Below are 25785 nucleotides of genomic sequence, written 5' to 3' on the forward strand. Positions count from 1 at the left end.
GTTGCAGAGATGAACGCAAAAGGATGGCACATCAAGATCATATGGGGAGCGGCTCTGTTTCTGTACCTGGTCGTATTGCTGAAACTGATCTTGTTCAAAGGAGGGGCGATCGATTTGAAGCATGTTGCGGTTCAGGTTATGGAGACGGTCAGGCGGCCGGATTTGCTGCACACCCGGTCCATGAATCTGGTACCGTTTCGGCAAATCGCGCAGGAATGGCACCAACTGTCATTGCATCATCCGGCTTCCGCCCTGAATCTGATCGGCAATGTCCTGGCTTTTGTGCCGCTGGGGATTTTCCTTTCTTTTATGCCGGGCGCGAAAAGGCTGTTCACGGCACTGCTCGCTTGCACGTTGCCGCTGCTGCTGAGTTTGGCGTTCGAGGTAACGCAGTTGCTGACAGGCATGGGTGTTTTCGACGTAGACGACCTGATCCTGAACAGCTTCGGCGGGGCGGCAGGTTATATGATTGCCGGAACGCTTGCGGCAATGGGGTCTGTTGTGCTTTCGTTAAGCAAGGTTGATGCCGGTGCGAAGAAATACAAGGAAACATAGGGCGCGATTGGACTTGTCGATACAGCCAAGTCAGACACATAAAAACATTGGGTACAGGAGTTCGAACCTGTTTTCGGACAAGTGGACTCTTGCACATGTTTGAACGATATTTAAATACCAAAAAGAAGCCCATGCTTGTGTTGCGTGAGCTTCTTTTTGGTGCAGGGGGACGGATTTCCTGCTACTGCATCGTCATACTACATTGGAGCTGATATGGTTGGCCTTCTGCATAGGTCCGTAAGGTCGGGCTGCGCGAGGGGATGGGGTGTTTTTTCCAGGAGAGAGCAGCTTATATGGCGAAATGGTAGATGCACCGCATGGACGCCACATACTAACGTCAGGTATGAATACCGATTCCGTAACGAACCTGAAGATGCTTATTGGGGTGAATTGGCAAGCAATTTAGATCTAACGAATCGTAGACACGTTATTTCCTTGAAGTGGTTTGCAGAAGGCTGCTTTGACGTGAAATAGGGTGTCTGAGGTTCATTAGACGTGGATGGAAGCAAAATTCGTGTATATAAGGTGTCTGGGTTTCGTTAGAATACGTGGCGGCTGTTAGCGGAACTTTTGAATGAAAGACGGGTATGATCAGAGGTGCATTTCAACATGATACATATTTATTTTTATCTGCCACCATTAGTAGGATCGTGGACAGAAGGGGAGTGATTGTTAGGAATGGCATCCAAAGGAGAAGCATTGTATTTGTTGGCACAACGTTGCGCCACGAAGATGAGAAGTATCATCAGCATTGAACATGAAATTGCTGCAGCTGCGGGAGGTACGCCGGATAAAGAGACGGTGGATCGATTGGAAAATGAAAAAGATCAACTATTGCAATCCTCAACACTTGAAGAGTTAGTGGCCATGAGGACAGTAATGATTGTTGGGGAGTCCGAGAGAGGAAGACGTTTGTTCCCGGGAACGGACAACATCGAAATTATCCATCTGCCGATCGAATTATCAGAACATGAGCTTATGGAAAAATATTCACGCTATCTTGCATTCAAAACGAGGGATGAGTTGTTTTACGTGCTTTCGCGGCGTACGGATATATCCATTTGTTTCCGAGAGGGCATGGACATATTGAAATTGTGATTACGCCAGATCAGCAGGGGAGGCCGACAAAGTGATCCTGAAAATTATCGTATATGGCATGCATTCGTTCTACTATCATGTACCGAAACAATATGCGGAATATATCCCGGATTGGATATCTGAATTTCACAGTTTTCTAAATACCTTGGAATACAAGCATCAGTTCTCTGAGTATACGGAGATGGTTGAAGAGGACGGTAGCATTTCTTTTGCAGGCTTTGTCCGTGTATATGGTGCCGAAGATTTTGTGGACTGGGCAAACGTCGAGAAGATCAATCAAAGAGGTTTATATTCCATAGAGGCTCCACCAAATGATGAGCATGTCGATTGGACCTTTCATTTTTGATACACCAAAGTATCATAAACAAACGCCCCGCTTCGTACAACCATACGAAGCGGGGCGCTTAAAATTTAAATTTATAGGTCTTAATATTTTACAGCATTAACCTTTTTTCATCATTTGACGCAGCACCGTTTGCAGGATGCCGCCGTTATGGTAGTAATCCACGTCAACCATGCTGTCGAGACGGGCAATTACGGTGAAGTGGAACTGGGTTCCGTCTTCGCGGGTTACGTTAACCGTCAGTTCTTCACCCGGTTTCACGTCATTGCTCAGGCCCGTGATGTCATATGTTTCACGTCCGTTCAGACCCAGGCTGGACCAGCTTTGGCCTTCTTGGAATTGCAGCGGCATTACGCCCATGCCCACCAGGTTGCTGCGGTGGATGCGCTCAAAGCTCTCGGCGATGACGGCTTTGACGCCGAGCAGGAAGGTACCTTTTGCCGCCCAGTCGCGGGAGCTTCCTGTACCGTACTCTTTACCTGCGATAACGATCAGGTTCTGTCCTTCGTCCTGATACTTCATGGAAGCATCGTAGATGGACATTTCCTCATCCGTAGGCAGGTATTTCGTAATACCGCCTTCCGTGCCAGGAGCAACCTGGTTGCGGATCCGGATGTTGGCGAACGTACCACGCATCATGACTTCATGGTTACCACGGCGGGAGCCGTAGGAGTTGAAGTCTTTGCGTTCCACGCCATGGTCTTTCAGATACAGTCCGGCCGGGCTGGATGGAGCGATATTCCCCGCAGGGGAGATGTGGTCCGTCGTTACGGAGTCACCGAGCAATGCCATAACGCGTGCGGAACGGATATCCGAAATGTCGGTCAGCGTATCGCCAAGATTTTGGAAGAACGGCGGGTTCTGGATGTACGTGGAGTTCGGGTCCCACTCGTACAATTCGCCTTCCGGTACGGAAATTCGGTTCCAGCGCTCGTTTGCCGTAAATACGTTCTCGTATTTGCTGCGGAACATATCGGCGTTCAGAGAGCTTGCGATCGCATCCTTGATTTCCTGGGAGCTAGGCCACAGGTCTTTCAGGAAGACCGGCTCGTTGTTTGTATCATAACCGATCGGATCGGTTTCGAAATCGATGTTCACCGTTCCGGCCAATGCGTAAGCTACAACAAGCGGCGGCGAAGCCAGATAGTTGGCTTTGACTTGAGCGTGAACGCGTCCTTCGAAGTTACGGTTACCGGACAATACCGCCGCTACCGTCATGTCGTTCTCGGCGATCGCTTCGCTGACTTCGTCCGGAAGCGGACCGGAGTTCCCGATGCAAGTTGCGCAGCCGTATCCGGCAACGTTGAATCCGAGCTTATCGAGGTACTCGATCAGGCCCGCTTTTTCCAGATACTCCGTTACGACGAGGGAGCCTGGCGTCAAGCTGCTTTTTACGTAACCTGGTTTGGTCAGGCCGCGTTCAACCGCTTTTTTCGCCAGCAATCCTGCACCGAGCATAACGCTAGGGTTGGATGTGTTCGTGCAGCTTGTGATCGCCGCGATAACCACCGCACCTGTAGTCAGCTCGCTGGAAGAACCGTCCGGATGTTTCACAGGTACCTTTTGCGCGATCTTCTCTTCGGTCAGGCCATATCCGCCTTTGTCGATCGGCGTGCGGATGATGCTGTTGAAGCCTTCCTTCATTTGAGTCAGCTCAATGCGGTCTTGCGGACGCTTAGGTCCGGCAAGGCTCGGCACGACGGAGGCAAGGTCGAGCTCGATGACATCGGTAAACACAGGATCAGCCGTGCTGTCCGTGCGGAACATGCCTTGAGCTTTGTAGTATGCTTCCACGAGTTCAACCTGTTCGTCGGAACGGCCCGTGCTGCGCAGGTAGTTCAGCGTTTCGCTGTCAACCGGGAAGAAACCGATCGTTGCGCCGTATTCCGGTGCCATGTTGGCTACCGTGGCACGGTCTGCAAGACTGATGTTGGCAAGACCAGGTCCGTAGAACTCGACGAATTTGCCGACAACGCCTTTTTTACGCAGCATTTGCGTTACGGTCAGTGCCAGATCCGTTGCCGTTGCGCCTTCGCTCAGGCTGCCTGTCAGTTTGAACCCGATAACGTCAGGTGTTACAAAGTAGAGCGGTTGGCCCAGCATGCCTGCCTCGGCCTCGATTCCGCCGACACCCCAACCAACAACGCCAAGCCCGTTGATCATGGTGGTGTGGGAATCCGTACCTACGAGGGAGTCAGGGAATACAAGCGTTTCGCCATCAACCGTTTTCGTTGCAGCTACGGATGCGAGATACTCCAGGTTGACCTGGTGAACGATCCCTGTGGATGGTGGGACGGCACGGAAGTTGTTGAATGCCGTTTGCGCCCAACGCAGGAAACGGTAACGCTCTTCGTTGCGCTCGAACTCGACTTTAATGTTGTAGTCCAGCGCGTCGTTCGTACCGAAAGCGTCAACCATGACGGAGTGGTCGATGACGAGGTCAACCGGAACGAGCGGGTTGATTTGTTTAGGGTCTCCGCCTGCTTTTTTCACGGTGTCGCGCATGGCTGCAAGATCCACGACCACCGGCACGCCGGTGAAGTCCTGCAGGACGATCCGTGCAGGGATGAAAGGGATTTCCTTATTATTGTCACGGCCTTCTGCCCAGCCGGTCAATTGTTTGACATGGTCTTCGGTAATGGCACGTCCATCGAATTGGCGAACGGCTGCTTCGAGCAGCACTTTAATGGAGAAAGGCAGCTTGGAAAGATCGCCGTGGCCATTTTCCTGAAGAGCATCGAGACTGTAGTAGCGGTAAGATTTGCCTCCGACCTCAAGACTGCGGGCGGCGGAGAAATGATTCTTGGCTGACATACATGTACCTCCTTCAAATGTGCGATGCGATGAAGTTGAACGTTCATTCAGCGGAAACAGGCCTTCATCCATCCATGCTTCCGGTTGGTAGTTTCATTAGATGAAACACAATTTCAAAATCGTAACTTTAGTTCTAAGTATACCGTTTTCACCTCTCCACGTAAAGGGCTTTTTGCCCGCAGCATCAGGTCCGCAAAAAGAATGTATGCGTTTTCCGCATGGAGGCTGGGAGCTTTGCCCATCGATGAATTCGCATTGATCCAAACATACAACGACACGTCCTTTCATATAGATGGAAGAAAGTATGTGTGCAAGCCGGGCGGTGCATATCCCGGAGCAGAACAGCCAAAGGGGGGCTAGGCTTGGAACGCGAATGGAAGAGTGCTTTATATGCTTACGTGAACGAATACAACCGCTGCGAGATCGATCACCGTGCCTTGAAAGGCGAGCAGGTCGTGATTGACGCGATATTTAGGGCGGAACGCGAAGAACGCATGGCCAGGCTGGAGGATTGGTATCGGACGCGCCGTGCCGTTCCTCTTCGCGGCGAAACCAGCGCCAAACTGGTGCGCACGGTGTCCGAGAGCCCGGAGGAGTCCGTGGTGGATGTGCAGCTGTACGTCAGGCTGTTTTATGCCAAAGAAGGCATTACCCATCGGGATGAACGGATCGAAAGGGAGAGGCTGACCTTTCAGCGGCATAACGGCAAGTGGGTAATTGCCCGCGTCGAACGGGAAGTTTCGGAACGCCATCCTGTCGGGGATAAGGTACCCTACCATCATGCCGATTTGCAGTCGCTCAATCTCCCCTTATTGAATCGGGAGGTGCTGGGACAAGGCAGAGGGGGCGTAACCAAACAGCGGGAGTATCGGAGGGATCTGGCCGTAGCCTATGCCGACCAATGGTGGAATTCAATCAATCCGGCTTATGAAGAGTTCGAGGTGGATTGCACCAATTATGTGTCCCAATGTCTCTTTGCAGGGGGAGCACCCATCAACTATACTGGTAAAAGGGAATCGGGCTGGTGGTACAAGGGCTATGTCAACGGCTCGGAAATGTGGAGCTACAGTTGGGCGGTATCGAACGCTTTGGAACGATATTTGACCCATAGCACGCGGGGGTTGACCGCAACGGTGGTCGAACGTCCCGAACAGCTGCAGCTCGGGGACGTCGTCCTTTATGATTGGGACGGCGACGGCCGTTACCAGCACAGCACCATCGTCACCGCATTTGACGCGGGCGGCATGCCGCTGGTCAATGCGCATACGGTTGCCAGCCGCCACCGTTTCTGGGATTACCGGGATTCCTACGCCTGGACCGAACGCACGACGTATCGGCTTTTCCATATTGACAGCGTATTTTAAGCAGGGAAAAGATGCTGCGGGTGCGGTGACGGAAACATCCAGGTCCGTTTAAAATATCTATTATATAGGTTGAACTAGACATTTACACGATAACGGAGAGGGCAGAAAGAATCTGGAGAAGCGAAGCGGTCTAAAAGCTTTCTGAAAGAAAGCTGCATCGGAAGCATAGGCTTATCACCGGATTTTCCCTTTGAAAAAAGGGGATCAAAAAAATCTGGGGATAACAGTGATCGGAAGATGGTTCTGACCACGTAGTGACTCCGTGTAAAAATCATCGGTTCAACTTATATAGAATAACAACGATGCAGGGAATGCAAACTTAACGCATCGCGCACAGACAATCGGAGGTTACGCATGAGCATGGATAAATTGACAGTTGGCGTCGTTTACGGCGGAAAATCGGGAGAGCACGAGGTTTCGCTGCAGACGGCGTTTGCTGTAACGAACGCGTTTGATTATGAAAAATACGAGTTGGTTCCTTTCTATATTTCGAAGCAGGGATCATGGAAAAAAGGACCGGTGATGCACGCGCCTTTCAAACAAATCGAGGATCTGAAGCTGGAGGAGGCTGCGGGAGGAACGAAAGAAGCGCTGAACGCGCTGTTCGGACGCCTTTACGGAGGAGATGAGACTATAGACGTCATGTTCCCGCTGCTTCACGGAACGTATGGCGAAGACGGCACGATCCAGGGCATGTTCGAAATGGCGGATATGCCTTATGTGGGGGCTGGCGTGCTCGCTTCGGCGGGCGGCATGGACAAAGTGGTCATGAAAAAGCTGTTTGCGCAAGCCGGCATTGACCAATGTGCCTTTACCTATTTTAATGCAACGCAATGGAAACAGTCCGAGCATGAGATGATGCTGCAGGTCGAAGACCAGCTGGGTTATCCGTGCTTCGTCAAACCGGCGAACCTGGGTTCCAGCGTGGGCATCTCCAAAGCGCGCAGCCGCGATGAGCTGAAACAGGCGGTCGAACTTGCGCTGCGTTATGATACCAAAGTGGTGATCGAAGAGTTCGTAGATGCGCGCGAGGTAGAAGTCAGCGTGCTCGGAAATGACGAACCGATGGCATCCGTGCCAGGGGAAATCGTCTCTTCCGGCGAATATTATGACTATGCCGCCAAATACATCGACGGACAATCGCAGATGCTGATCCCGGCTCCGCTGGATCCGGAAGCTGCCGATCGTGTCCGCGAAGCGGCACTGCAGGCGTTCCGCGCCATCGAAGGCAGCGGCATCACCCGCGCGGACTTTTTCATCCGCCGATCGGACGGGGCGCTGCTGATCAATGAAGTCAACACCATGCCCGGATTCACGCCGTATAGCATGTATCCACTGTTATGGCGGGAGACCGGCGTTTCCTATGCCGAGCTGCTGGACCGCATGATCGAGCTTGCCCTTGAACGTTACAAGAACAGACAGGCGCTCCAATTCGAGAGCGGCGTGAACGCATAACCTCAACCGAAAAGGAGAAATGTGGGATGGGCTTCCAGACAGAATTCAATTCCGTATGCAAATTCAAAAGCGAGCAGGAGCTGTTCGAGCTGCTGGAATACGGCCGCGGCAAAATGGTGAAGCAGGGCTTCCGGGTATTTCCCACCGGACAGAAGGTCATCGCCTATACCCCCGATAACGTGGCCGTAGCCATCGTCAAAATTTTGGCTTCCATTGCCGAAATCAACTTTCAGGGCCAGGAAGTGACGGAAGTCGAAATGCAGCTGATCCGCAAACTGACCGAAGAGGAATCGCGTATCCAGACGGCCCTTGCCGACGAGATGTTTTTCGGGGAGCACGCTCAGGACTAGCCGTAGATGAACTCCGTTTTTTTATCACCGGAAAAGGGAGAGATTAGCGTCCTCGTTTTAGGGTAAAACTTGGAGGTATACAGAGGAGGCATTGACGGCCTTCCATACCATGAGTTATTTACCCCTGAACGAGAGGAAGGACGCTGCATGCTTGTACGTTTTGGATATGTGGCCATGTCCGTCATCGTCGAGAATGCGTCCCCTTCCCGCACGATGACGATGGCCAGCTTCAACAAAATCGGGGACCGGGAAGCAGCGATTCGCAAACTGGAGCGCATTGCGGCCGAGAACCTTCACAATACGCTGCGTTTGCTCAGACACAACAAGGCAAGCCGTATTCATGTTTACCGTTTCTCCTCCAAGCTGATCCCGCTGGCCACCCATGAGGATTTGAGCGACTGGGACCCGTTTCCGGCGCTGACGCATGAGTTCTCTGCCATTGGAGAGTTTGTGAAGGAGAACGGCATGCGCGTATCCTTTCATCCGGATCATTTTACGGTGCTGAGCACGCCGCGCAAGGAAGTGCTTCGCAACTCCGTTCGCGATCTGCGCCATCATGTTCGGATGTTTGAGGCCATGGGATTGGATGCAACCGCCAAAAACAACATTCATATCGGCGGCGCTTACGGGGACAAACTTGCGTCGGCCGAGCGCTTTAAGCAGCATTTCATGGAGTTGGACCCGGACATCCGGCAGAGGATCACGCTTGAGAACGACGATAAAACGTTCAATGCTCCCGAGACGCTTGCCGTTTGCCAAACGCTGGGCGTACCTATGGTGCTCGACATTCATCATCAATGGGTGAACAACCAGGGCGAGAAGCCTTGGGAGCTGTGGCCAGGCGTGTTGGAGACGTGGCAGACGCCGCTGGCTCAAGCAGATGCCCCGGCGGACCGGCCTTTGCCTCCCAAAATCCACGTGTCGAGTCCCAAGAGCGAGAGGGACCCGCGCGGCCATGCCGATGGCGTGGAGTTGGAGCCTTTGCTGACGTTTTTGCGCCATATTGCCGCACATACCCCTGCCCTTGACGTCATGATTGAAGCCAAACGCAAGGATGAAGCGCTGCTTCAACTGATGCAGAAGCTGGCAGCCCTTCAGGAAGAGGGGATCGAGTGGGTGGACGAGTCTACCGTCATCATACGTCCATAACGCGAAAAGAGGCCTGGGCGGCAAGAAACTTTGCGAACTGCGGGGCGTATACTTTTAACAAGACTATTATAGGTTTGCAGATTGATATAGAAAGTAGAGTGAACGCTTTGAATGAGAAGGAAAAAACGCCTTATGTCGTGACAAGCAAGAGCTATACTGCCGTGGCGATCAACGCCGCATCCAAGGCCGGAGAATGGATCAAGAGCCGTCTTGGCACGGTTGCCGAGCCTGGCACCAAATATTCACCGCAGGACTTGGTGACAGAGGTGGATAAAGGCGCAGAGCAGATGATTCGCCGGCTGATCCTGACGCACTTTCCCGATCATGCCATCTTGGGCGAGGAAGGTGTTGAACCGGGACCGGAGGCTTCGGCCAAAGCATTGAAAGAAGCGCAGGAGGAAGAATACCTGTGGATCGTCGACCCGGTGGACGGCACGACCAATTTCGTGCATGGTTTCCCGTTCTATTCGGTATCCATCGCCTTGGCCCATCGCGGAGAAGTGATCGTGGGAGTGATCTATGATCCCTCCCGTGACGAAATGTTCGTGGCGGAAAAAGGAAAAGGAGCCTACGTTCACGGTAACCGCATGAAAGTGTCGAATGAGCAGAACCTGGCCCAAAGTCTGATTGCCGTCGGCTTCCCTGCAGATCCTACATTTGCGCTGCCGCTGAACATGGCGGCAGTGCAGGCTCTTGCGCCTCAGGTACGCAACCTGCGCGCCGGCGGATCGGCTGCCCTGCATTTGGCATACGTTGCTGCAGGTCGTCTCAGCGCGTACACCGAAGTGGGGCTGAAACCGTGGGACATCGCGGCGGGGGCACTGCTCGTGGAAGAGTCCGGCGGCCGTGTGAGCGATACGATCGGAACGCCGTACCAGTTGTCCGTGAGTCATGTCGTGGCCAGCAATGGCGCCATTCACGATGCATTGACCGACGTGCTGAAGAAAGCACGCGCCACCGGTTTGGAATAATTAGACCGAATAAGAGAAAGGAGCGAAGAGCCATGGATGAATCCAAGGAGCTGGAGCAGCGATTGCGCGAGATGTTAACCGAAGGGGAGATGGAGGATTCCGACGATACGCGTGAGCGCGAGCGTCAGGTGCTTCCTCCCAAATATGAGGTTCGCATTCAGTTGGAACATGATCCGATCGTGGAAGAAACGTTGAAATATCGGAGCATCGCACGCGAAGTGGATGACCGCTACGATCGTTACCTGGAACGTGCGGATGGCAGCAAACGAAATTCAGATCATGGAACTACATCGGGGGAGCCCGAGAAGGGTTCTTGAGCCTGGTTCAAATGAAGCAACATGAAGGACAGACTTTCTCTTATGGGAAAGTCTGTTCTTTGGCGTGTTAAGCTTTTGGCGACAGGACTATTAAATAATGATAGAATCGATATATTGGAAAATGGGGCCATGATGGCCTCAACCTGGCACGTCTTTATTCTGAAAAGGAGTGGGATCCGAGAATGAAACATACACGTACATGGAGATACACGGCCGCCGGTATTACAGCGAGCATGCTGGCAGGGGTGCTGCTCTTCTCCTCTTCTTCCGCACCGGCATACGCTGCCGCTGCCAATGGGAACGGGAATGCATCCGGGCAGGCAGTAAGCGCAAAAAGCAGCACTGCTGCGGTCGCAGAACCTTTCCGCATCGTCACATTGGGGGATTCCATTACGGTAGGGTACGAACCTAATTTGAAAGACCTTCCATACGGTTACGTGGAACGTCTGCAAGAGCAAGGGTTGCTTCACGGACGTACGCAGACCGACAATTTCGGCATTGCCGGACTGAAGAGCACTGGACTGAAAAACTTCGTTGCCGCGATTCGCGCTGGCCAAACGATCACTTCGGAGGCGATTCAACCGAGCTTGGCTGATCCGCGCGCAGGACAGATCGGAGCCAACGTTTCTGCCATTCGCGAGAGTCTGGCACAAGCGGATCTCGTGGCCATTACGATTGGCGGCAATGACGTTTCCGAGCTGCTCGGAACGGCGGATAAGCTTGGCAACGAGGAATTGGAGGCCAAAGTAAAGGAGCTGCTTGCCGCGTATACCAGCAATGTGAATGCGGTAATTCAGGATATCCATACGCTTAACCCGGATGTTCGCATCGTGATCGCGGACCAGTATCAGCCGATGCCCGAAATCGGGGGCAAAGCGTTGTATGCCAAACTGATGGAGGCGGCTGCCGGTTTTACGACGACCATTGATGGGATTGCGGCCCAATCCGTCAGCGATGGCATCGATGTGAAGGTGGCTCACGTCGCGAAGGAATTCGTTGGCGGTGAAGGCACGATGACACATATGATCAAAGATCGCGATTTCCATCCGAACCAGTTTGGCTATGAAGCCATTGCCAAAGTGTTCGCCGAAACGATCTGGGGCGATTACACCAAGCTGACCGCCCCGACGTCGGGTCAACCGATGAACATTATCGTGAGCGGCAAACTGCTGGATACCCCGTACAAACCGATCAATCGCGACGGCAAAAACTATGTGGCGATCCAGGATATTGTGAATGCCGTGGGAGCCGCTACCGTGTGGGACAACAAAACGTCAACCGCAACGATTACATATGGCGAACGTAAGGTGGCCGTAAAAATCGGCGCGAGCACCGTTCAGGTTAACGGATCGGCTGTTGCGGTGGATACGCCTGCATTCCTGAACAAGGTAGGCAAGGAGTCCAAAACGTACGTGCCGCTGGCGATGGTTGCCGAAGGTCTTGGTTTTGACGTGCAATACGTAGCGAAGTTGAAAACGGTATTTGTGAACCCATAATCGGCCTCAGAGCAGGAAAATCCATGTTGATCTTAGAATCGACATGGATTTTTTGCTGTTGGTCTATTTTTCGACCACACAGAGAATAACGCGTTTTTGTACGCCAGACTCAAAAAGTTGATTATTTATGTCTTGTCATTCGCTCATGGATGTGTAAATATGAAAATAAATTACAGTAAAGCGGAAAACATGCCAGATCACTGCACCCTTCTCCAATCAAAGGAGCGCTTTGAATGAGACAAATGAAGAACGCTTTCACGGCACTGCCCATTCACCACAAAACGATTCTTCTCATCGGATGTTTGATGCTGGTCAGCTTCACCTTCTATGTATCCGTCCTGAGTTACGTATTCAACATTTATGACCGCCAGATCTACGAGAAATCGTCCCAGGTCCTGAACATGTCTTCGGTGGGGATCGAAAACCAGCTGCGCGAAATCGCCAATCTGTCCTTCAAAGTGATGTCGGATGAACAATTGCAGCAGTACCTTCTGCAACTGGACAAGGCGGATACCGTGTATGCCCGAAATACGCTGCGCAAAAAAATTACGAACCGGCTCGTCGCGTATGCGGGTTCGGAGAAATACGTCTATTCCATGCTGTTTATCGATAACGACAACAATATCATGGCGGCAGGAAACCGGGAGGGCATCTCCAAAGATATGCAAACGGAGCTTGTCAGCCTTGGGGACAAACACGCCGGCTCCAATGCCTGGTACACGGGCGGAGATCGCCAGGCGAGACTGCTGTCCGTACGACAGGTGAAGTCATTCACCGGCGGGTTTACGCTGGAGAAGCTGGGCACCCTGATCATTCGCGTGCGGTTGGACCGGATCGTGCAGGACCAGATGCAGCACCCGGCCGAAGACTCGCAGCTCATGATCACGGATGGCAAAGAGGCCATATATCCGACGGAATCCACGGTGAGCGAGGAAGAAATCGCCGCCGAGCTTAACCGCACGCAGCCCTACGGCATCGCGACGTTCGAGCAGGGAAGGCATTTTGTGGCCCGCGCGAACTCTTCCTATACGAACTGGGTGTATTTGTACATGACCCCGTACGATCAGATGTTCAAGCAGATCCAATTTATTAAACAGCTGGTTACCGTCATTTTTATCGTGATTATGCTGACCGCATTGTTGGTCGGCGCAAAATTTTCCCGAAGCATTACCCAACCGATCGCCCAGCTGATCAAAAAAATGCGGAACATCGAAAAAGGCGATCTGGATAAACTGGAGGAAGCCGCTCTGGGAAACGTCCCCTTGTCGCCTCAGAACGAGGTCGGGCTTCTGCACCGAACGTTCAAAATGATGCTGCAGCGCATCCGGGAACTGATCGAGGAGAATTATGCGAAGCAGCTGGTCATTCGCGAAACGGAATTGAAAGCGCTTCAGGCGCAGATCAATCCCCATTTTTTGTACAACACGCTGGAGTCCATCAACTGGATGGCAAAGGTGCAGAAACAGACGCAAATTTCCGAAATGGTCGAAGCGCTCGGCTTTTTGCTGCGCAGCTCGGTCAACATGTCGGAGAAGTGGATTGCCCTGGAGAAGGAGCTGGACATCGTTCGCAGCTACGTGACGATCCAGCAGACGCGATTTGAGGAAAGGCTCGATTTCGACATGGATATTGCACCCGAGGTGACCACGGCCCGGATCCCGAAGCTGACGCTGCAGCCACTGGTGGAAAACGCGATCCATTATGCGCTTGAGCCGAGCATTGATCCATGCCAAATCCGGATCAGGGCCAGGGCTGAAGGGGATAAGGTCGTGATCGAGGTGCAGGATGACGGGCCGGGCATGACGCCGGAATTCATGGAACGGCTGCAGGAAGGACGAATCAAAACGAGAGGGCAGGGCATCGGATTATCCAACATTCAGGAACGGATCAGGCTGACCTTCGGGGACGAAGGCGAGATGATCGTGAGCAGCAGACCCGGCTCGGGAACCGTAGTATCGATCAGAATACCTTGGATCAGGGAGGACGATGACGATGTACAAAGTGATGCTCGTAGATGATGAACGCGTAATTCTGGAAGGCATTTCCCAGGTCGTGGACTGGGCTGCGGCCGGTACGGAGCTGGTGGGTACCGCCAGGAACGGAGTGGAGGCATTGGACAAAATCGGTCGATCCCAACCGGATATCGTCATTACGGACATTTCGATGCCGGGACTGGACGGTCTTGGACTGATTGAGAAGGCAGCAGAGGAGTATCCAGGGGTCAGATTCATTATGCTGTCAGGATACAAAGAATTTGAATATGCGCGCAAAGCGATGCAGTTCGGGGTGAAGCACTACCTGCTAAAGCCCTGCAACGAAAATCAAATCCATGATGCATTGACGGAGCTTCTCCAGGAGCATCAAGACGCCCGGGCCAAGGAGCATGTGGCCGGCCAGATGGAGCAGCGTCTGCAGCGCGTGCTGCCGCATGTGAAAGAGCAGTTTCTGCTGGAATTCATGACCAACCGCACTTATGGCCCGGTGGATCTGGAATATTATCAGGAGCTGTTCAATCTGAAGCTGGAAGACCAGCAAGTAAGGCTGCTGCTGTTCCGGATTGTGGATGAGCATGATTATAGCCATCTGTTCGCGATTAAAAACATCGCCAGCGACCTGCTGCCTCACGCACAGCTCAGCACAACGATTGAAGGCAAGCTGCTTCTGCTGCTGAAAGACTCCGAGGGACTGGAGGCATTGAAGGACAGCATCGAAGAAGTGCGTGCCGCCTTCAAAAGGTTATACAAATTGGAAGTGACAGCCGCGCTCAGCGGGGCCGATCGCATGATCGAGTCCCGCCGCCTGTTCCGCGAAGCGCTGCAATGCCTGAATCATCGCTTTTTTCTGGGGGAAGGCAAGCTGATTACGACGGATGACCTGCATTTGGCCGGTGAAGGCGACGGTCTGCACGTCGAACAGGATGCGGACCGATTGTGCCAGCTGATCAAGACGGGCCATACCGAGGAAGTCCAGGCCGAGGTGGAGCGTCTGTTTGAACTGCTGGCCGGTCGCCAGCTCGAAATCGGCGTCACCCGATCTTACGTGCTGCAGCTGTACTCGGCCATGATCCATGTGTGCCCGCCGGAGGAAGCTGCAGAGTTTACCCAGCGCATGGCATCCTTGCCCGAAGTGGATACATTGTCCGGCCTGAAAGGGTTTGTAGCCGAAAGCGCGGCCAGGTTGACGAACGGTTATTATAAAAACCATATCTGCCGCCAATCCTCTGCCGTGGAAAAAATGATGGATATCGTAGACCGCCACTTCGGCGAAGCTGATCTGTCCCTGAACGGGGTGGCGCATCAGATGCTCTACATGAACCCGGATTATTTGGGCAAAATTTTCAAAAAAGTGACCGGAGAGAATTTCTCCAACTATGTGAACCGTCTGCGGATTGAACGGGCATGCGACCATATCCGCCGGGGCGGAGATGTGAAAGTATTCGAGCTGGCCGAACTGTTCGGCTTTGGCGGCAACTCGCAATATTTCAGTCAAGTGTTCAAAAAATGGACCGGCATGACTCCGACGGAATTTCGGAGAACTTGCATCTAACACGAGGCCAACAAACGAATGTAGGCCATTTGTGGGAGGACGGACAGCTCCGGAGGGAGCCGGACGTCCTCCTCTGTTTTTTGAACCAACAAGACGGTTTTGTGTATTCAACTCTGTTCGTACTTTTGGGAAAATGACTTTATCAAGTTGGTGAAAGCGTTATCAGATTGAGCGGGGTAACCGATTCACCTCATACAATTCAACACAAAAGGGGAGATTGGCATGGTGAAAAAGGCAATATTCCTGATGATGGCTGCGCTGCTTGTATTTACGGCTGCATGCAGCTCCGAAGGGGGAAGCTCATCGGGCGGCGCGTCTTCGGACGGCTCGGTGAACCTTCGAATCGCTTGGTGGGGTTCCGATGCGCGTCACGAATATACGCAGAAGGTCATTGACCTGTACAAAGAAAAAAATCCGAACGTCAAAATCGACGTGGAATACGCCTCGTTCGACGACTATTGGAAAAAGCTCGCTCCACAGGCTGCCGCAAATCAGCTGCCTGACATCGTACAGATGGACATTTCCTACATCAGCCAGTACGCGCAGAACGGACAGCTCGAAGATCTGGCCCCATACCTGGGCAACCAGATCAAAGTCGATGACGTTTCCGAAAACGTAATCAGTACGGGAGTCATCAACGGCAAGCAATATGGCGTGCCAGCGGGCGTGAACGTATTGGGCTTCCAATACGACCCGGCCTTGTTGAAAAAAGCGGGCGTAGATGCCCTGCCTGAAAACATGACGTGGCAGTCGTATGAAGAGCTTGGTAAACAAGTTGCGGCCAAAGGCATGTATCTGGACGGCGGCGTGGCGCCGGACATTTTCTTCCACTACTTCCTGCGTACCAAAGGGCTGTCCCTCTATAATGCCGAAGGAACCGGCCTTGGTTACGATGACGACAAACTGTTCGTGGAATTTTTCGGATTGATGCGCCGCATGATCGAGCAAAAGGCTGCGCCTTCGCCGGACATCGCGAACCAAACGAAAGGCATTATCGAGGAATCCGACCTGGTTAAAGGCACAGGCATCGGTATTTGGCAGTGGTCCAACCAGTTCGTGGCGGTGCAGCAGGTCGCCAACCGTCCGCTGGAATTCGCGCCTATGCCGGGGCCGGACATGGAGAAAGGGCTTTACATGCAGCCAAGTATGTACTGGGCAGTAACGTCCAACTCCAAAGTGAAGGAAGAAGCAGCGAAATTCATTGATTTCTGGGTGAACGATGTTGAGGCCAACAAGCTGATCAAAGGGGAACGCGGTGTGCCGATTTCCGGCAACATCAAGGAAGCCATTGCTTCCGAGCTGAGCGAGCCGACGAAACAAGTATTCGACTTCGTGGCCGCGATGGAACCGAAAGCTTCTCCGATGAGTCCGCCGCCGCCGGTCGGCTCGCCTGAAGTGATTGCTTCCCTTGCTGACGTTGTCGAGGAACTGAACTTCGGCAGAATTACGCCGGAGCAGGCAGCGCAGACGTTCCGCAGCAACGCAGAGTCCATTTTGGCCAATAACAAGAAGTAGTTGAACGATGTTTTGCCCGCACCCATCGCGGGGAGGATGGAATCGAAGGCTGCCCGCGAACCGCGGGGGCCTTTGCCCGTCCCGTCCCAGTCGAGATTGAGATGCAGATGGGGACGGCAGGCAATCCATAAAGGAGGTTTGTTACGTTGAAGCGGTATACGTCGTTGCGCAATAACTTGACCGGATACGCGTTCATCAGCCCGTTCATTATCGGCTTTTTGGGCTTTACGCTGATTCCGATGTTCGTATCCCTGTACATGTCGTTTACGAGTTACAACCTGTTTACCTCTCCGCGCTGGATCGGCATGGACAATTTCACTAAGATGTTTTTCGATGACCCGAAATACTGGAACTCAGTGAAGGTCACCTTCCTGTACGTGTTCATCGGCGTACCGCTGAGGTTGATATTCGCCCTCTTCGTGGCGATGATCCTGAATACGGGTTCCCGCATGGTCGGCACATACCGAACGTTGTATTATCTTCCTTCCATTATCGGGGGAAGCGTGGCCGTGTCCATCATGTGGCGCAACATTTACAGCAACGAGGGTGTCATTAACAGCGCATTGACGGCAATCGGGATCGGACCGATCAGTTGGTTTGGCGATCCGAATGCGGCGCTTGTGATGCTGATCTCCCTGTCCGTTTGGCAGTTTGGTTCCTCGATGCTGATCTTCCTGGCTGGATTGAAAAATATCTCGCCGGAGATGTACGAAGCAGCAAGCGTGGATGGGGCTAACCCAGTCAGAAAGTTTTTCCGGATTACGCTTCCGCTTCTGAGTCCCATCATCCTGTTCAACATGATCATGCAAACGATCAGCGCGTTTATGACGTTTGTGCCTGCATATATCATTTCCAAAGGCGAAGGCGGCCCGATGGACGGCACGATGCTGTACTCGCTGTATCTGTTCCGCCAGGCGTTCATGTTCAACAATATGGGATACGCTTCGGCCATGGCCTGGATGATGCTGCTCATGATCGGTGTATTGACGGCAATCCTGTTCATCACATCCAAGTATTGGGTCTTCTATGAGACCGAGGGAGGGAAGAAGTAACGATGGTATGGAGAAAAGTAAAGTGGCCGGTATATCACGTATTCGTTGCTGCCCTCGCCCTGTTGATGCTGTACCCGGTGCTGTGGATGCTGTTCAGCTCCTTCAAGGAAAGCCGCACGATCTTCGTGACCGCCGAATCATTGTTCCCGACCGAATGGATCTGGAGCAACTACGCGGACGGCTGGAAGGGAACGGCAGGCAGACCATTCATGCACTATATTACGAACTCGCTCGTTATCGTGGTGATCTCCACCATCGGTGCGGTGTTGTCGTCATCACTTATCGCTTTCGGATTCGCAAGGCTGAACTTCAGAGGCCGGGGCTTCTGGTTCGGAATCATGATGTTAACCTTGATGCTGCCGCATGACGTCGTGCTCGTGCCGCAATACATCATTTTCACGAAACTCGGTTGGCTGAACACGATTTTGCCGATCGTTGTCCCTACCTTTTTCGGGATGCCGTTCTTCATCTTCCTCATGGTACAGTTCATCCGCACCATTCCGAAGGAATTGGACGAAGCAGCCACGATTGACGGTTGCGGCAAGTTCAGGCTGTATTTGCAGATCATCATGCCATTGATCAAATCCTCGCTGGCAACCGCGGCGATCTTCTCCTTCTACTGGAGATGGGAAGACCTGCTCGGACCGGTGCTGTACCTGAATTCGCCGGATAAATACACGGTGTCGATGGCGCTCAAAATGTTCCTGGACAGCGAATCCGCCTCTAACTGGGGAGCGATGTTCGCCATGTCGATCGTCAGTCTGGTTCCGGTCGTTGCCGTATTTTTCATTTTCCAGAAACAGATTGTGCAGGGAATGAGCACCAGTGGGTTGAAAGGATAATAGTGAAAACGCAACCAATTTGATCAGAGGAGGTTGTTGCCATTGAATCAAACCGGAAGTGGCCAGAACGCTGCTGTGGCGACAGCGGCAGAAGGCGACAGCGGAAGGTCTGCCAGCTGGAAGTTCAACTTCGGCCCGGGTGCCGGCGTTAACGGGTATGTCAACGTTCGCGCCGACGCCCTGTATTCGGAAAAGGTAGGGTATGGCTTCGAACCGGGTTCGCTCGTTTACGAGAAGCGGCGAGTGCTGGAGAACGGGATAGGGACCGGTGGAGGACAAGGCACGGCAGGCCAACAGGCCGAGCTTCGTTCAGGCTTCTGCATCCCGCTCAAAGCCTCGTTTCTGGTGGATGTGCCGGATGGTACTTATCAGGTGCTATTGTTAACCGGGGATGCTGCCACGGAGACGATGACGCGGGTGAAAGCAGGAGAAGGCCGATTGATGCTGCCGACTGTTCGCACATTGCCTGGACAGTGCCAGGAGCTGCGCTTCTCCGTCGTTGTACGCGGCGGGCAGCTAAGGCTTTCATTTTCAGGTCCGGCTCCGCGTCTCAATGCATTGGAAATTACGCGGGCCGATCAGACGATGACGGTATTTCTGGCGGGGGATTCCACCGTCACGGACCAGCAGGAGAGCGGGTATCCGTATTGCGGATGGGGCCAATTGCTGCCCGCGCAGTTCAAGCATGACGTAGCCGTCGACAACCATGCCCATTCGGGGCGCAGCTCGCGCAGTTTTATCGACGAAGGGCGTCTGGATGCCATTCTTGAAAAGATCAAACCCAGCGATTTTCTGTTCATCCAATTCGGACATAACGACGAAAAGCCGGACCCAGCGCGGGGAACCGAACCGTTTACGACATATAAGCAGTATTTGAAAAAGTACATCGATGCCGCACATGCGGCTCATGCCATCCCCGTACTCATTACGCCTGTTCATCGGCGCTACTTCGGGGAAGACGGGAAGCTCACCGATACGCATGGCGATTATATCGTAGCCGTACGGGAACTGGCGGCGGAGGAAAACGTACCGCTGATCGATCTCGCTGAGCGAAGCCGGATATTGTTCGAGCAGGCGGGCGTGGAGGGCAGCAAAGATGACTTTATGTGGGTGCTGCCCGGCGAGTATTTGAATTTCCCTGAAGGCGTAGAGGATAACACGCATTTTCAGGAACGCGGGGCGCACCGTCTTGCGCAGCAGGTGGCGGAAGCCATTCGCGAGCTCCGTTTGCAGCCGCTGCAGATGTATTTGCGGTAAACAAACGTTAGCTTAACCAGCCCAAAGGAGGCAGACCAAATCATGACGGATCATGCAGGGACGGCAGTTCATGACGCGAAGGGGCATGTGCATTGGGTTATTCCCGATGGGTATATTCCGCCGGAGAGCAGCGGCTCGCTCGAAAGCCACGAGAGCATTTGCGTGCTGAATACGGGAAGCAAGGATGCAGAGCTGGAGATCACCATTTTTTTTGAAGATCGCGAGCCTCTGGAACACATCAAAGCCGTCGTCCCGGGACGACGAACCAAACATATTCGCACGGCTTCCCTTCAAGCGAACGACCAAACCATTCCGGCAGGCGTGCCCTATGCCATTACGGTATCCAGCACCGTGCCGATTATCGTGCAGTACAGCCGGTTGGATACAACGCAATCCGAATTGGCATTGATGAGCGTTGTTGCCTTTCCGATTGCATAAGCAGATTATCCCTGATGTACGAAGAAGGTTCCCATTCCGGATTTCCGGACAGGAACCTTCTTTTGCTTTCAGGAGGAGTTGTACTTGTACGTGCTCGCATTCATAATGTTTACCTGCACTTCAACCTTTCCCAATTTAAAATCGGTAACGGGATTTGCCCGGTTTCGGGCATGCTTCTTCCACAATTCCGGATTGTGGCGGTATAGATGCTCGGCTAGGCCGTAAGCGTCTACGTGGCGGGATTGGGCGATCTTGAATGTATGGCGGATATCCTTTTGAATTTGCTGCGCAGCGAGCCGTTCCATTTCCCGAACGGAGCTTGGCTTCCCGTGATCTTCGATGATCGATCCGTTCACTAAAGTGGTAAGGTCAAAACGAATACCGTTCCCTTCCGGTACTGCTTTGACGATCGTGCGCGGATCGCGAAGCGAAAGCGAGAGGAGCGGTACTTTTTTGTCCTCGGCATATACGTATAAAGGGTACTGGTAGACTTTCCCGTATTTGACGTATCGGGCACCGAAAGCGTGCTGTTCCTCGATCCTTCCCTGATTATGTCCGCCTGAAACGACATAGAATCCATCCGTCTGAATCAGCGGAGGTTTTCGTTCCCCTTGGACCCATGTCGTATTCACGGAGGTGATCGAGGGAACGAGAATCGTTGAGGCAGGCTCGCGGAATCCGTCCAAAAGCTGGTGCAATCGTATAGGCTCAAAGGAAGAGTACTGCTTGTACAGCTTCATCGGCTCAAACAATTCGATGGTCTGCATGGACTGGTTCAAGAGAGCAGAGGGCGATAACACTTTGTTGATCTCTTCCTTTGTTCCATAAATCCATGGTGTATACCGTAACTGGCCCGAATGCAGCAGCGTGTCGAAAATATCGGTCAGTTTGCTGTTCAGTGCGTTCTCGCTCAGCACGATTGCTTTGACATGCGTCCATAATGTTTGCTGCTGCGAACTCCGATAGAGATCGTTGATAGCCATATTCAGCGTTGTTCCTTTGCCTTGCCCGATCCAGATTTCGCTATCCTCCCGCTGGCTTGGTCCCTCCTGCTTGGCTATGCTCGAAAAATCTATGACTTGTGCATATGCGATATAGTGATCCTCTGTATAATCGATACCGAGGGCCGTAATGAAATTGATGCTCTGCACTTCCTTGGAATCCCAGCATCCGGATAATGGAAGGACTGCTGCACATAGAAGTACCAGAACAAGCACTTTAGATTTCAAAGGTTCGAAGCGGTTTATGAAACGGAGCTGCGGCTGCATCATGAAGAATCCTCTCCTGTACGCGTCGAGTCCTGCGTACGCAGGGCAGCCGGGCGGTTTACCCGGTCTTTGGAAGGCAGCATCGACACCGATTGCGTGAAATCTCCCGGGATGTAAGGAGAGACCGGGGATAGATAGGCAACGCCGTAACATTCCAACGAAGCGAGATGGACAAGCAGCACAAATAATCCGATCATGAAACCGTACAGGCCAAGAGTGGTGGAAAAGAGGAGCAAAAAAATGCGAACTTGGGACGTTACCCCGCTCAGCACCGTATTCACCAGAATGTAACTGGAGATGACCGATATCGCCACCGTGACGATAATGGTGGGGGAAGTAATTCCGGCGCGGATCGCGGCATCCCCGATAATCAGCCCCCCGACGACGCTGACCGTTTGCCCAAGGGCTCTGGGGAGCCTTCGGCCGGCTTCATTGAACAGTTCGAACATAAATATCATCAAAAATGCCTCCAGCGTGACAGGCAAGGGCAGGCCCATCCGCGTACCCGCGATGGTTGCCAGCAGCGGCAGGGGAACCTGCTCCAGATTAAAGCTGGTCAGCCCGATATAAAACGACGGAAAAAAACAGGCAATCAGCAGTCCGGCGATCCGCAAAATCCGCTCAAACGTCACGATAAAAAAAGGAGTGCTCTCATCCTCAGGGGATTTAAGCTGGTTAAAGAGAGTGGTCGGTGCGATGGTGGCGACCGGGGAGCCATCGAACATTACAGCAAACCGGCCGTTGAGCAGCGAGCTGACCACGTAATCGGGCCGCTCCGTGCTGTCCGTCAGCGGAAAGATGGTTTTCACGCCTCCCATCACCCCCCTCTCGATGACAGACGTGCCCATGAGGCCGTCAATCTTGATATGGTTTACGTTTCGCCGGGCCTCTTCCAAAATATCCGGATTGATGACGTCCTTAATGTACAGCAGGGCCACAGAGGTTTGGGTACGCTCCCCTTGAACGAATTTTTCGTAACACATGGAGTCGCTTTTTAACCGTTTGCGGATGAGCGCGATATTTGTGCTGAGTTCCTCCGTAAAACCGTCCCGGGGACCTTTCACAGAGGTTTCAATCGCTGATTCTTCCGGCGAACGCCCCGGCACGGAGGCGATATCGAGACTGTATGCCGGTTGGCCGGAACCAAAGATCAGCAGTAACTGTCCGCTGAAGATGAGCCGGTTCATGTCCGGAATATTCCCGATATGGGCAATAGGGGTTAGAGCAAGTCCCAATTCAGTGGGCAGCGCCTTGCCGCTTTCCTGTGAAACATGCTCGATTCGTGGAACCACATACTGATTGATCTGTTTGAGGTCCGTCAGCCCTTCGCAATACACGAGGATTACGGGCCAAGCGGGATGGAGTTCTCCCGAAGGATACCCTTGAACCACGACGTCCGCGCAGGCACGGAACGTTTCTTTCAGGGAACTGAGCAGGGATTCATGCGATTCAGCTTTTATCGTTTTCTGTTTCTGCTCCATGATGTTTCCTCCTTTGGGAACGTGAGCTGAACCAGGCAGTGATTGTGGCAAGAATGGCGAGGGTTCCGAGATACAGCATATTGGCAGGGAAAATATAATGAACGAGCCAGGACTCAAACGTGATGTCATTAAAGGGAATCAGCATGCTCATAAACATCAGGATCGTTATCGTGCTGATCAAGGCTACCCTTTTCCGAACGCTATTAATATGCCATATCTCCACCACGATATACATGGCGAGGGAGATTCGGGTAAAAGCTCCTGCGAGCCATTGGTAGATGGAGAAAAAATCGGTTTGGGCAATGTACTTTCCTAATGACGCGATTCTCCATTCTTCAAATGCCGGGTACCGCATCCGCGCAGCCTCAAAGGGGTCGAATTCGACGATAGCCCCGATCAGGGGGCCCAGCGTCAAACCTACCATGATGCAGGCCAGCAAGAGGTATTGCCACACTCGAATCCGCGATTTCAGATGCGGCTGGATGTACCAAATGAAGAGCAGTTCGAACAGACCCGCCAGACTATAGAGGGATCCTTTCAAAATAGGGGGCCATCCGTTCTCCAACAAGGGGAGCAGACGAGAATAGTCTTTGTATTGCATATTGACGATGGACACATAAAAACCGAGCAATACAACAAGCGGCAGCAGAAGGCCTGCCGTAAAGGCCATCGCGCGCATGCCTTTATAAGCGGTATACCCGCATGCTGCCATCAAGGCGATGCTTGTGGCGATTACGGGAGTGTCCTGCAAATAGTTGGTTTTGGCCCAGGTCGTTGTGTCATGAAGCGTGAAATAGATCACCGAGAGGAAAAACAGGCTATTGGTGATCTTCAATAGCAGGCCGACCGGTCTCCCGAGCCGGTCCGTAAACCATTCATGCAGCGTCTGATGCTGAAGATGGCGGGAGACGTAGGCCAACATAAGGACGAATAGCAAAAAAGGGCCTGCAGACACAAGCACCGATATCCATGCATCCCGCTTGGCTGCCGCCAGCAGGGCAGGGATGATCAGAACGTGGCTGATCAGGCCGACACTTAACATGATGAGCATCATGGCTTGCAAAAACGAAGGCTTCATCGGTTTCATGGGAGAGCACTCTTTTCCTGGATGAATGATATGCCGCTCTCAGCATTGTTAACGCGATGAAGCCATCTCATACCGCCAAACCGAATAAGAGAGGCGATTGCCTTCGGACCCCTGTTGCATTTCTTGCTATATAAACCACACTAAACAATCACACAGGGCACTCCGAGTGCAGTACCATCTTTCGATCGCTGTTATCCCCAGATTTATTCAAATGCCCTTTTGCTAAGGGGAAATCCGGTGAACAGCCTATGCTTCCGAAGCAGCTTTCTGTCAGAAAGCTTTTAGACCGCTTCGCTTCTCCAGATTGGTTCTGCCCTCCGTTAACGTGTGTATCTTTTTTGCGGTTTATATAGCATCCGGCTTGACGCTCAAGTCTATTCAGCTCTGTCCGCTTCGTTCGGCATGGAGCGGAGATTGATGATTTGACGTGTTTGGCCGCCCTTGTTTTTTGCCGCTTAAATTGGTGCCGAGCACGCCCGCAATGATGAGCAAGGCTCCGATGACATGGTACCCGCTGACCGGTTCATGCAAGATCCATGCTCCTCCCGCAATGGACACCAATGTGGACAGATTGCTGAATACGCTCATTTTGGACGCTTCCAGATGGGTGAGCGCGAAGCTGGACAGCAGCGTCGAGAACATGGTAGACAGTATTGCCAAATAGGCCAGCGCCATGAGGTATGTTCCATTTCCCAAAGGCTGGACATACTCGGCCATCGTACCTAAGTAGGCATGACGGACAAGGGAAACCGCGTTAAAGGCAAGGCAGCCGATCATCAAGGTGACCCAAGTGAGCTCCAGCGGTTTGTATTTTCGGGTCAAAGGCCGGGCCAACACGCCATACCCGGCGAAGGAGACGGCAGAGAGCAGGAGCAGCAGGATTCCTTTCACATTGCCGATGGACATTGATGCCCCCTTCATAGCAAACAAAAAGACGACACCGGATACGGACAGCAGCAGAAACAGTTTTTGCGCCAGTGTTGTTCGTTCTTTCAGAAAGAGCGAAGCGAGAACAAGCGTAAACACCGGGACCAGTGCTTGGATAATGCCCGCTTCAGAGGAATTGGACGTGACGAGCCCGAACGTCTGGAAAGCAAAAAACAGGACGGGAGACAGCAGACCTAGCGGAATGATTCGCCATAAATCCTTGGCAGACAAGCGGATGCGCACCATGCCGAGCGCGATCGGCATGCTGACAACGATCAAGGAAAGAGCAAAGCGATGGGCTAACACGTCGAGCGGATGAGCGACGGCCACCGTCATTTTGGCAAACATAAAGGATAAACCGATAATCATGGCATATAAAACGGCTGCAACGTAAGCGTAAGCCCGGGCAGACGTATGTTTCATGTGATTTCCTCCAATCGTGAGTGATTGCAGCTCGGAC

General features: G+C 52.7%; 22 protein-coding genes. 17 read left to right on the forward strand and 5 right to left on the reverse strand.

Features of this window, described 5'->3' with window-relative positions:
• Positions 1 to 9 precede the first annotated feature (9 nt).
• The 3 genes from L6H98_RS27035 to L6H98_RS27045 all read left to right on the forward strand — a co-directional run bounded on the left by L6H98_RS27035 (position 10) and on the right by L6H98_RS27045 (position 1999).
• On the forward strand, positions 10 to 555 hold the full coding sequence (locus tag L6H98_RS27035; RefSeq protein ID WP_236420801.1) for a VanZ family protein: 546 nt from the start codon (positions 10 to 12) through the stop codon (positions 553 to 555).
• Positions 556 to 1254: 699 nt separating this feature from the next.
• Entirely contained in the window at positions 1255 to 1653 is a 399-nt protein-coding gene (locus L6H98_RS27040; RefSeq protein WP_236420802.1) for a hypothetical protein, read from the forward strand.
• Positions 1654 to 1684: 31 nt separating this feature from the next.
• Positions 1685 to 1999, forward strand: a complete 315-nt coding sequence (locus tag L6H98_RS27045; RefSeq protein ID WP_236420803.1) for a hypothetical protein — start codon at positions 1685 to 1687, stop codon at positions 1997 to 1999.
• Between the two features lie 96 nt (positions 2000 to 2095).
• Here L6H98_RS27045 and acnA read toward each other — a convergent pair whose 3' ends face one another.
• A complete protein-coding gene (acnA, locus tag L6H98_RS27050; RefSeq protein WP_236420804.1) occupies positions 2096 to 4810 on the reverse strand; it encodes an aconitate hydratase AcnA in 2715 nt (904 codons plus the stop codon).
• Positions 4811 to 5172: 362 nt separating this feature from the next.
• Here acnA and L6H98_RS27055 point away from each other — a divergent pair, with 362 nt between their 5' ends.
• The 14 genes from L6H98_RS27055 (at position 5173) to L6H98_RS27120 (ending at position 20562) form a co-directional block, all read left to right on the forward strand.
• Positions 5173 to 6174, forward strand: a complete 1002-nt coding sequence (locus L6H98_RS27055) for an amidase domain-containing protein (protein WP_236420805.1) — start codon at positions 5173 to 5175, stop codon at positions 6172 to 6174.
• Between the two features lie 354 nt (positions 6175 to 6528).
• Positions 6529 to 7629, forward strand: a complete 1101-nt coding sequence (locus L6H98_RS27060; RefSeq protein ID WP_236420806.1) for a D-alanine--D-alanine ligase — start codon at positions 6529 to 6531, stop codon at positions 7627 to 7629.
• 26 nt (positions 7630 to 7655) lie between these two features.
• A complete protein-coding gene (locus L6H98_RS27065; protein WP_236420807.1) occupies positions 7656 to 7979 on the forward strand; it encodes a hypothetical protein in 324 nt (107 codons plus the stop codon).
• A gap of 147 nt (positions 7980 to 8126) precedes the next feature.
• Positions 8127 to 9128: a UV DNA damage repair endonuclease UvsE gene (gene uvsE, locus L6H98_RS27070; RefSeq protein WP_236420808.1), complete on the forward strand. Its 1002-nt coding sequence runs from the start codon at positions 8127 to 8129 to the stop codon at positions 9126 to 9128.
• 98 nt (positions 9129 to 9226) lie between these two features.
• Complete coding sequence (locus L6H98_RS27075) at positions 9227 to 10099, forward strand: inositol monophosphatase family protein (protein WP_236420809.1); 873 nt, start codon at positions 9227 to 9229, stop codon at positions 10097 to 10099.
• Between the two features lie 32 nt (positions 10100 to 10131).
• Positions 10132 to 10416: a hypothetical protein gene (locus L6H98_RS27080; protein WP_236420810.1), complete on the forward strand. Its 285-nt coding sequence runs from the start codon at positions 10132 to 10134 to the stop codon at positions 10414 to 10416.
• A gap of 182 nt (positions 10417 to 10598) precedes the next feature.
• Positions 10599 to 11912, forward strand: coding sequence for a stalk domain-containing protein (locus tag L6H98_RS27085; RefSeq protein ID WP_236420811.1), 1314 nt, complete (start codon positions 10599 to 10601; stop codon positions 11910 to 11912).
• Between the two features lie 233 nt (positions 11913 to 12145).
• The gene (locus L6H98_RS27090) at positions 12146 to 13930 is read left to right on the forward strand and encodes a sensor histidine kinase (RefSeq protein ID WP_236420812.1); all 1785 of its coding nucleotides are present in this window, start codon (positions 12146 to 12148) and stop codon (positions 13928 to 13930) included.
• A complete protein-coding gene (locus L6H98_RS27095; RefSeq protein WP_236420813.1) occupies positions 13905 to 15458 on the forward strand; it encodes a response regulator in 1554 nt (517 codons plus the stop codon). Before L6H98_RS27090 ends, L6H98_RS27095 begins: the two co-directional genes overlap by 26 nt.
• A 222-nt stretch (positions 15459 to 15680) precedes the next feature.
• Positions 15681 to 16973, forward strand: coding sequence for a sugar ABC transporter substrate-binding protein (locus L6H98_RS27100; RefSeq protein ID WP_236420814.1), 1293 nt, complete (start codon positions 15681 to 15683; stop codon positions 16971 to 16973).
• 146 nt (positions 16974 to 17119) lie between these two features.
• Positions 17120 to 18025, forward strand: coding sequence for a sugar ABC transporter permease (locus L6H98_RS27105; RefSeq protein WP_236420815.1), 906 nt, complete (start codon positions 17120 to 17122; stop codon positions 18023 to 18025).
• Between the two features lie 2 nt (positions 18026 to 18027).
• Positions 18028 to 18867 (forward strand): carbohydrate ABC transporter permease, encoded by an 840-nt coding sequence (locus L6H98_RS27110; RefSeq protein WP_236420816.1) that lies wholly within the window; start codon positions 18028 to 18030, stop codon positions 18865 to 18867.
• A gap of 75 nt (positions 18868 to 18942) precedes the next feature.
• On the forward strand, positions 18943 to 20124 hold the full coding sequence (locus L6H98_RS27115) for a rhamnogalacturonan acetylesterase (RefSeq protein ID WP_236420851.1): 1182 nt from the start codon (positions 18943 to 18945) through the stop codon (positions 20122 to 20124).
• A 42-nt stretch (positions 20125 to 20166) separates the two neighbouring features.
• Positions 20167 to 20562 carry a sensory rhodopsin transducer gene (locus L6H98_RS27120; RefSeq protein WP_236420817.1) on the forward strand — a complete coding sequence of 132 codons (396 nt, stop codon included), beginning with the start codon at positions 20167 to 20169 and terminating at the stop codon, positions 20560 to 20562.
• 68 nt (positions 20563 to 20630) lie between these two features.
• Here the strand turns inward: L6H98_RS27120 and L6H98_RS27125 are convergent, their stop codons facing one another.
• The 4 genes from L6H98_RS27125 to L6H98_RS27140 all read right to left on the reverse strand — a co-directional run bounded on the left by L6H98_RS27125 (position 20631) and on the right by L6H98_RS27140 (position 25748).
• Entirely contained in the window at positions 20631 to 21833 is a 1203-nt protein-coding gene (locus L6H98_RS27125; protein WP_236420818.1) for a Ger(x)C family spore germination protein, read from the reverse strand.
• Positions 21830 to 23311: a spore germination protein gene (locus L6H98_RS27130; RefSeq protein ID WP_236420819.1), complete on the reverse strand. Its 1482-nt coding sequence runs from the start codon at positions 23309 to 23311 to the stop codon at positions 21830 to 21832. Before L6H98_RS27130 ends, L6H98_RS27125 begins: the two co-directional genes overlap by 4 nt.
• Positions 23280 to 24398, reverse strand: coding sequence for an endospore germination permease (locus tag L6H98_RS27135; RefSeq protein WP_236420820.1), 1119 nt, complete (start codon positions 24396 to 24398; stop codon positions 23280 to 23282). The genes L6H98_RS27130 and L6H98_RS27135 overlap by 32 nt, the downstream gene beginning before the upstream one ends.
• A gap of 378 nt (positions 24399 to 24776) precedes the next feature.
• A complete protein-coding gene (locus L6H98_RS27140) occupies positions 24777 to 25748 on the reverse strand; it encodes a DMT family transporter (RefSeq protein WP_236420821.1) in 972 nt (323 codons plus the stop codon).
• Between the last annotated feature and the right edge of the window lie 37 nt (positions 25749 to 25785).

Source organism: Paenibacillus sp. JJ-223 (genome assembly GCF_927798175.1).
GTDB classification, from domain to species: domain Bacteria; phylum Bacillota; class Bacilli; order Paenibacillales; family Paenibacillaceae; genus Paenibacillus; species Paenibacillus hubeiensis.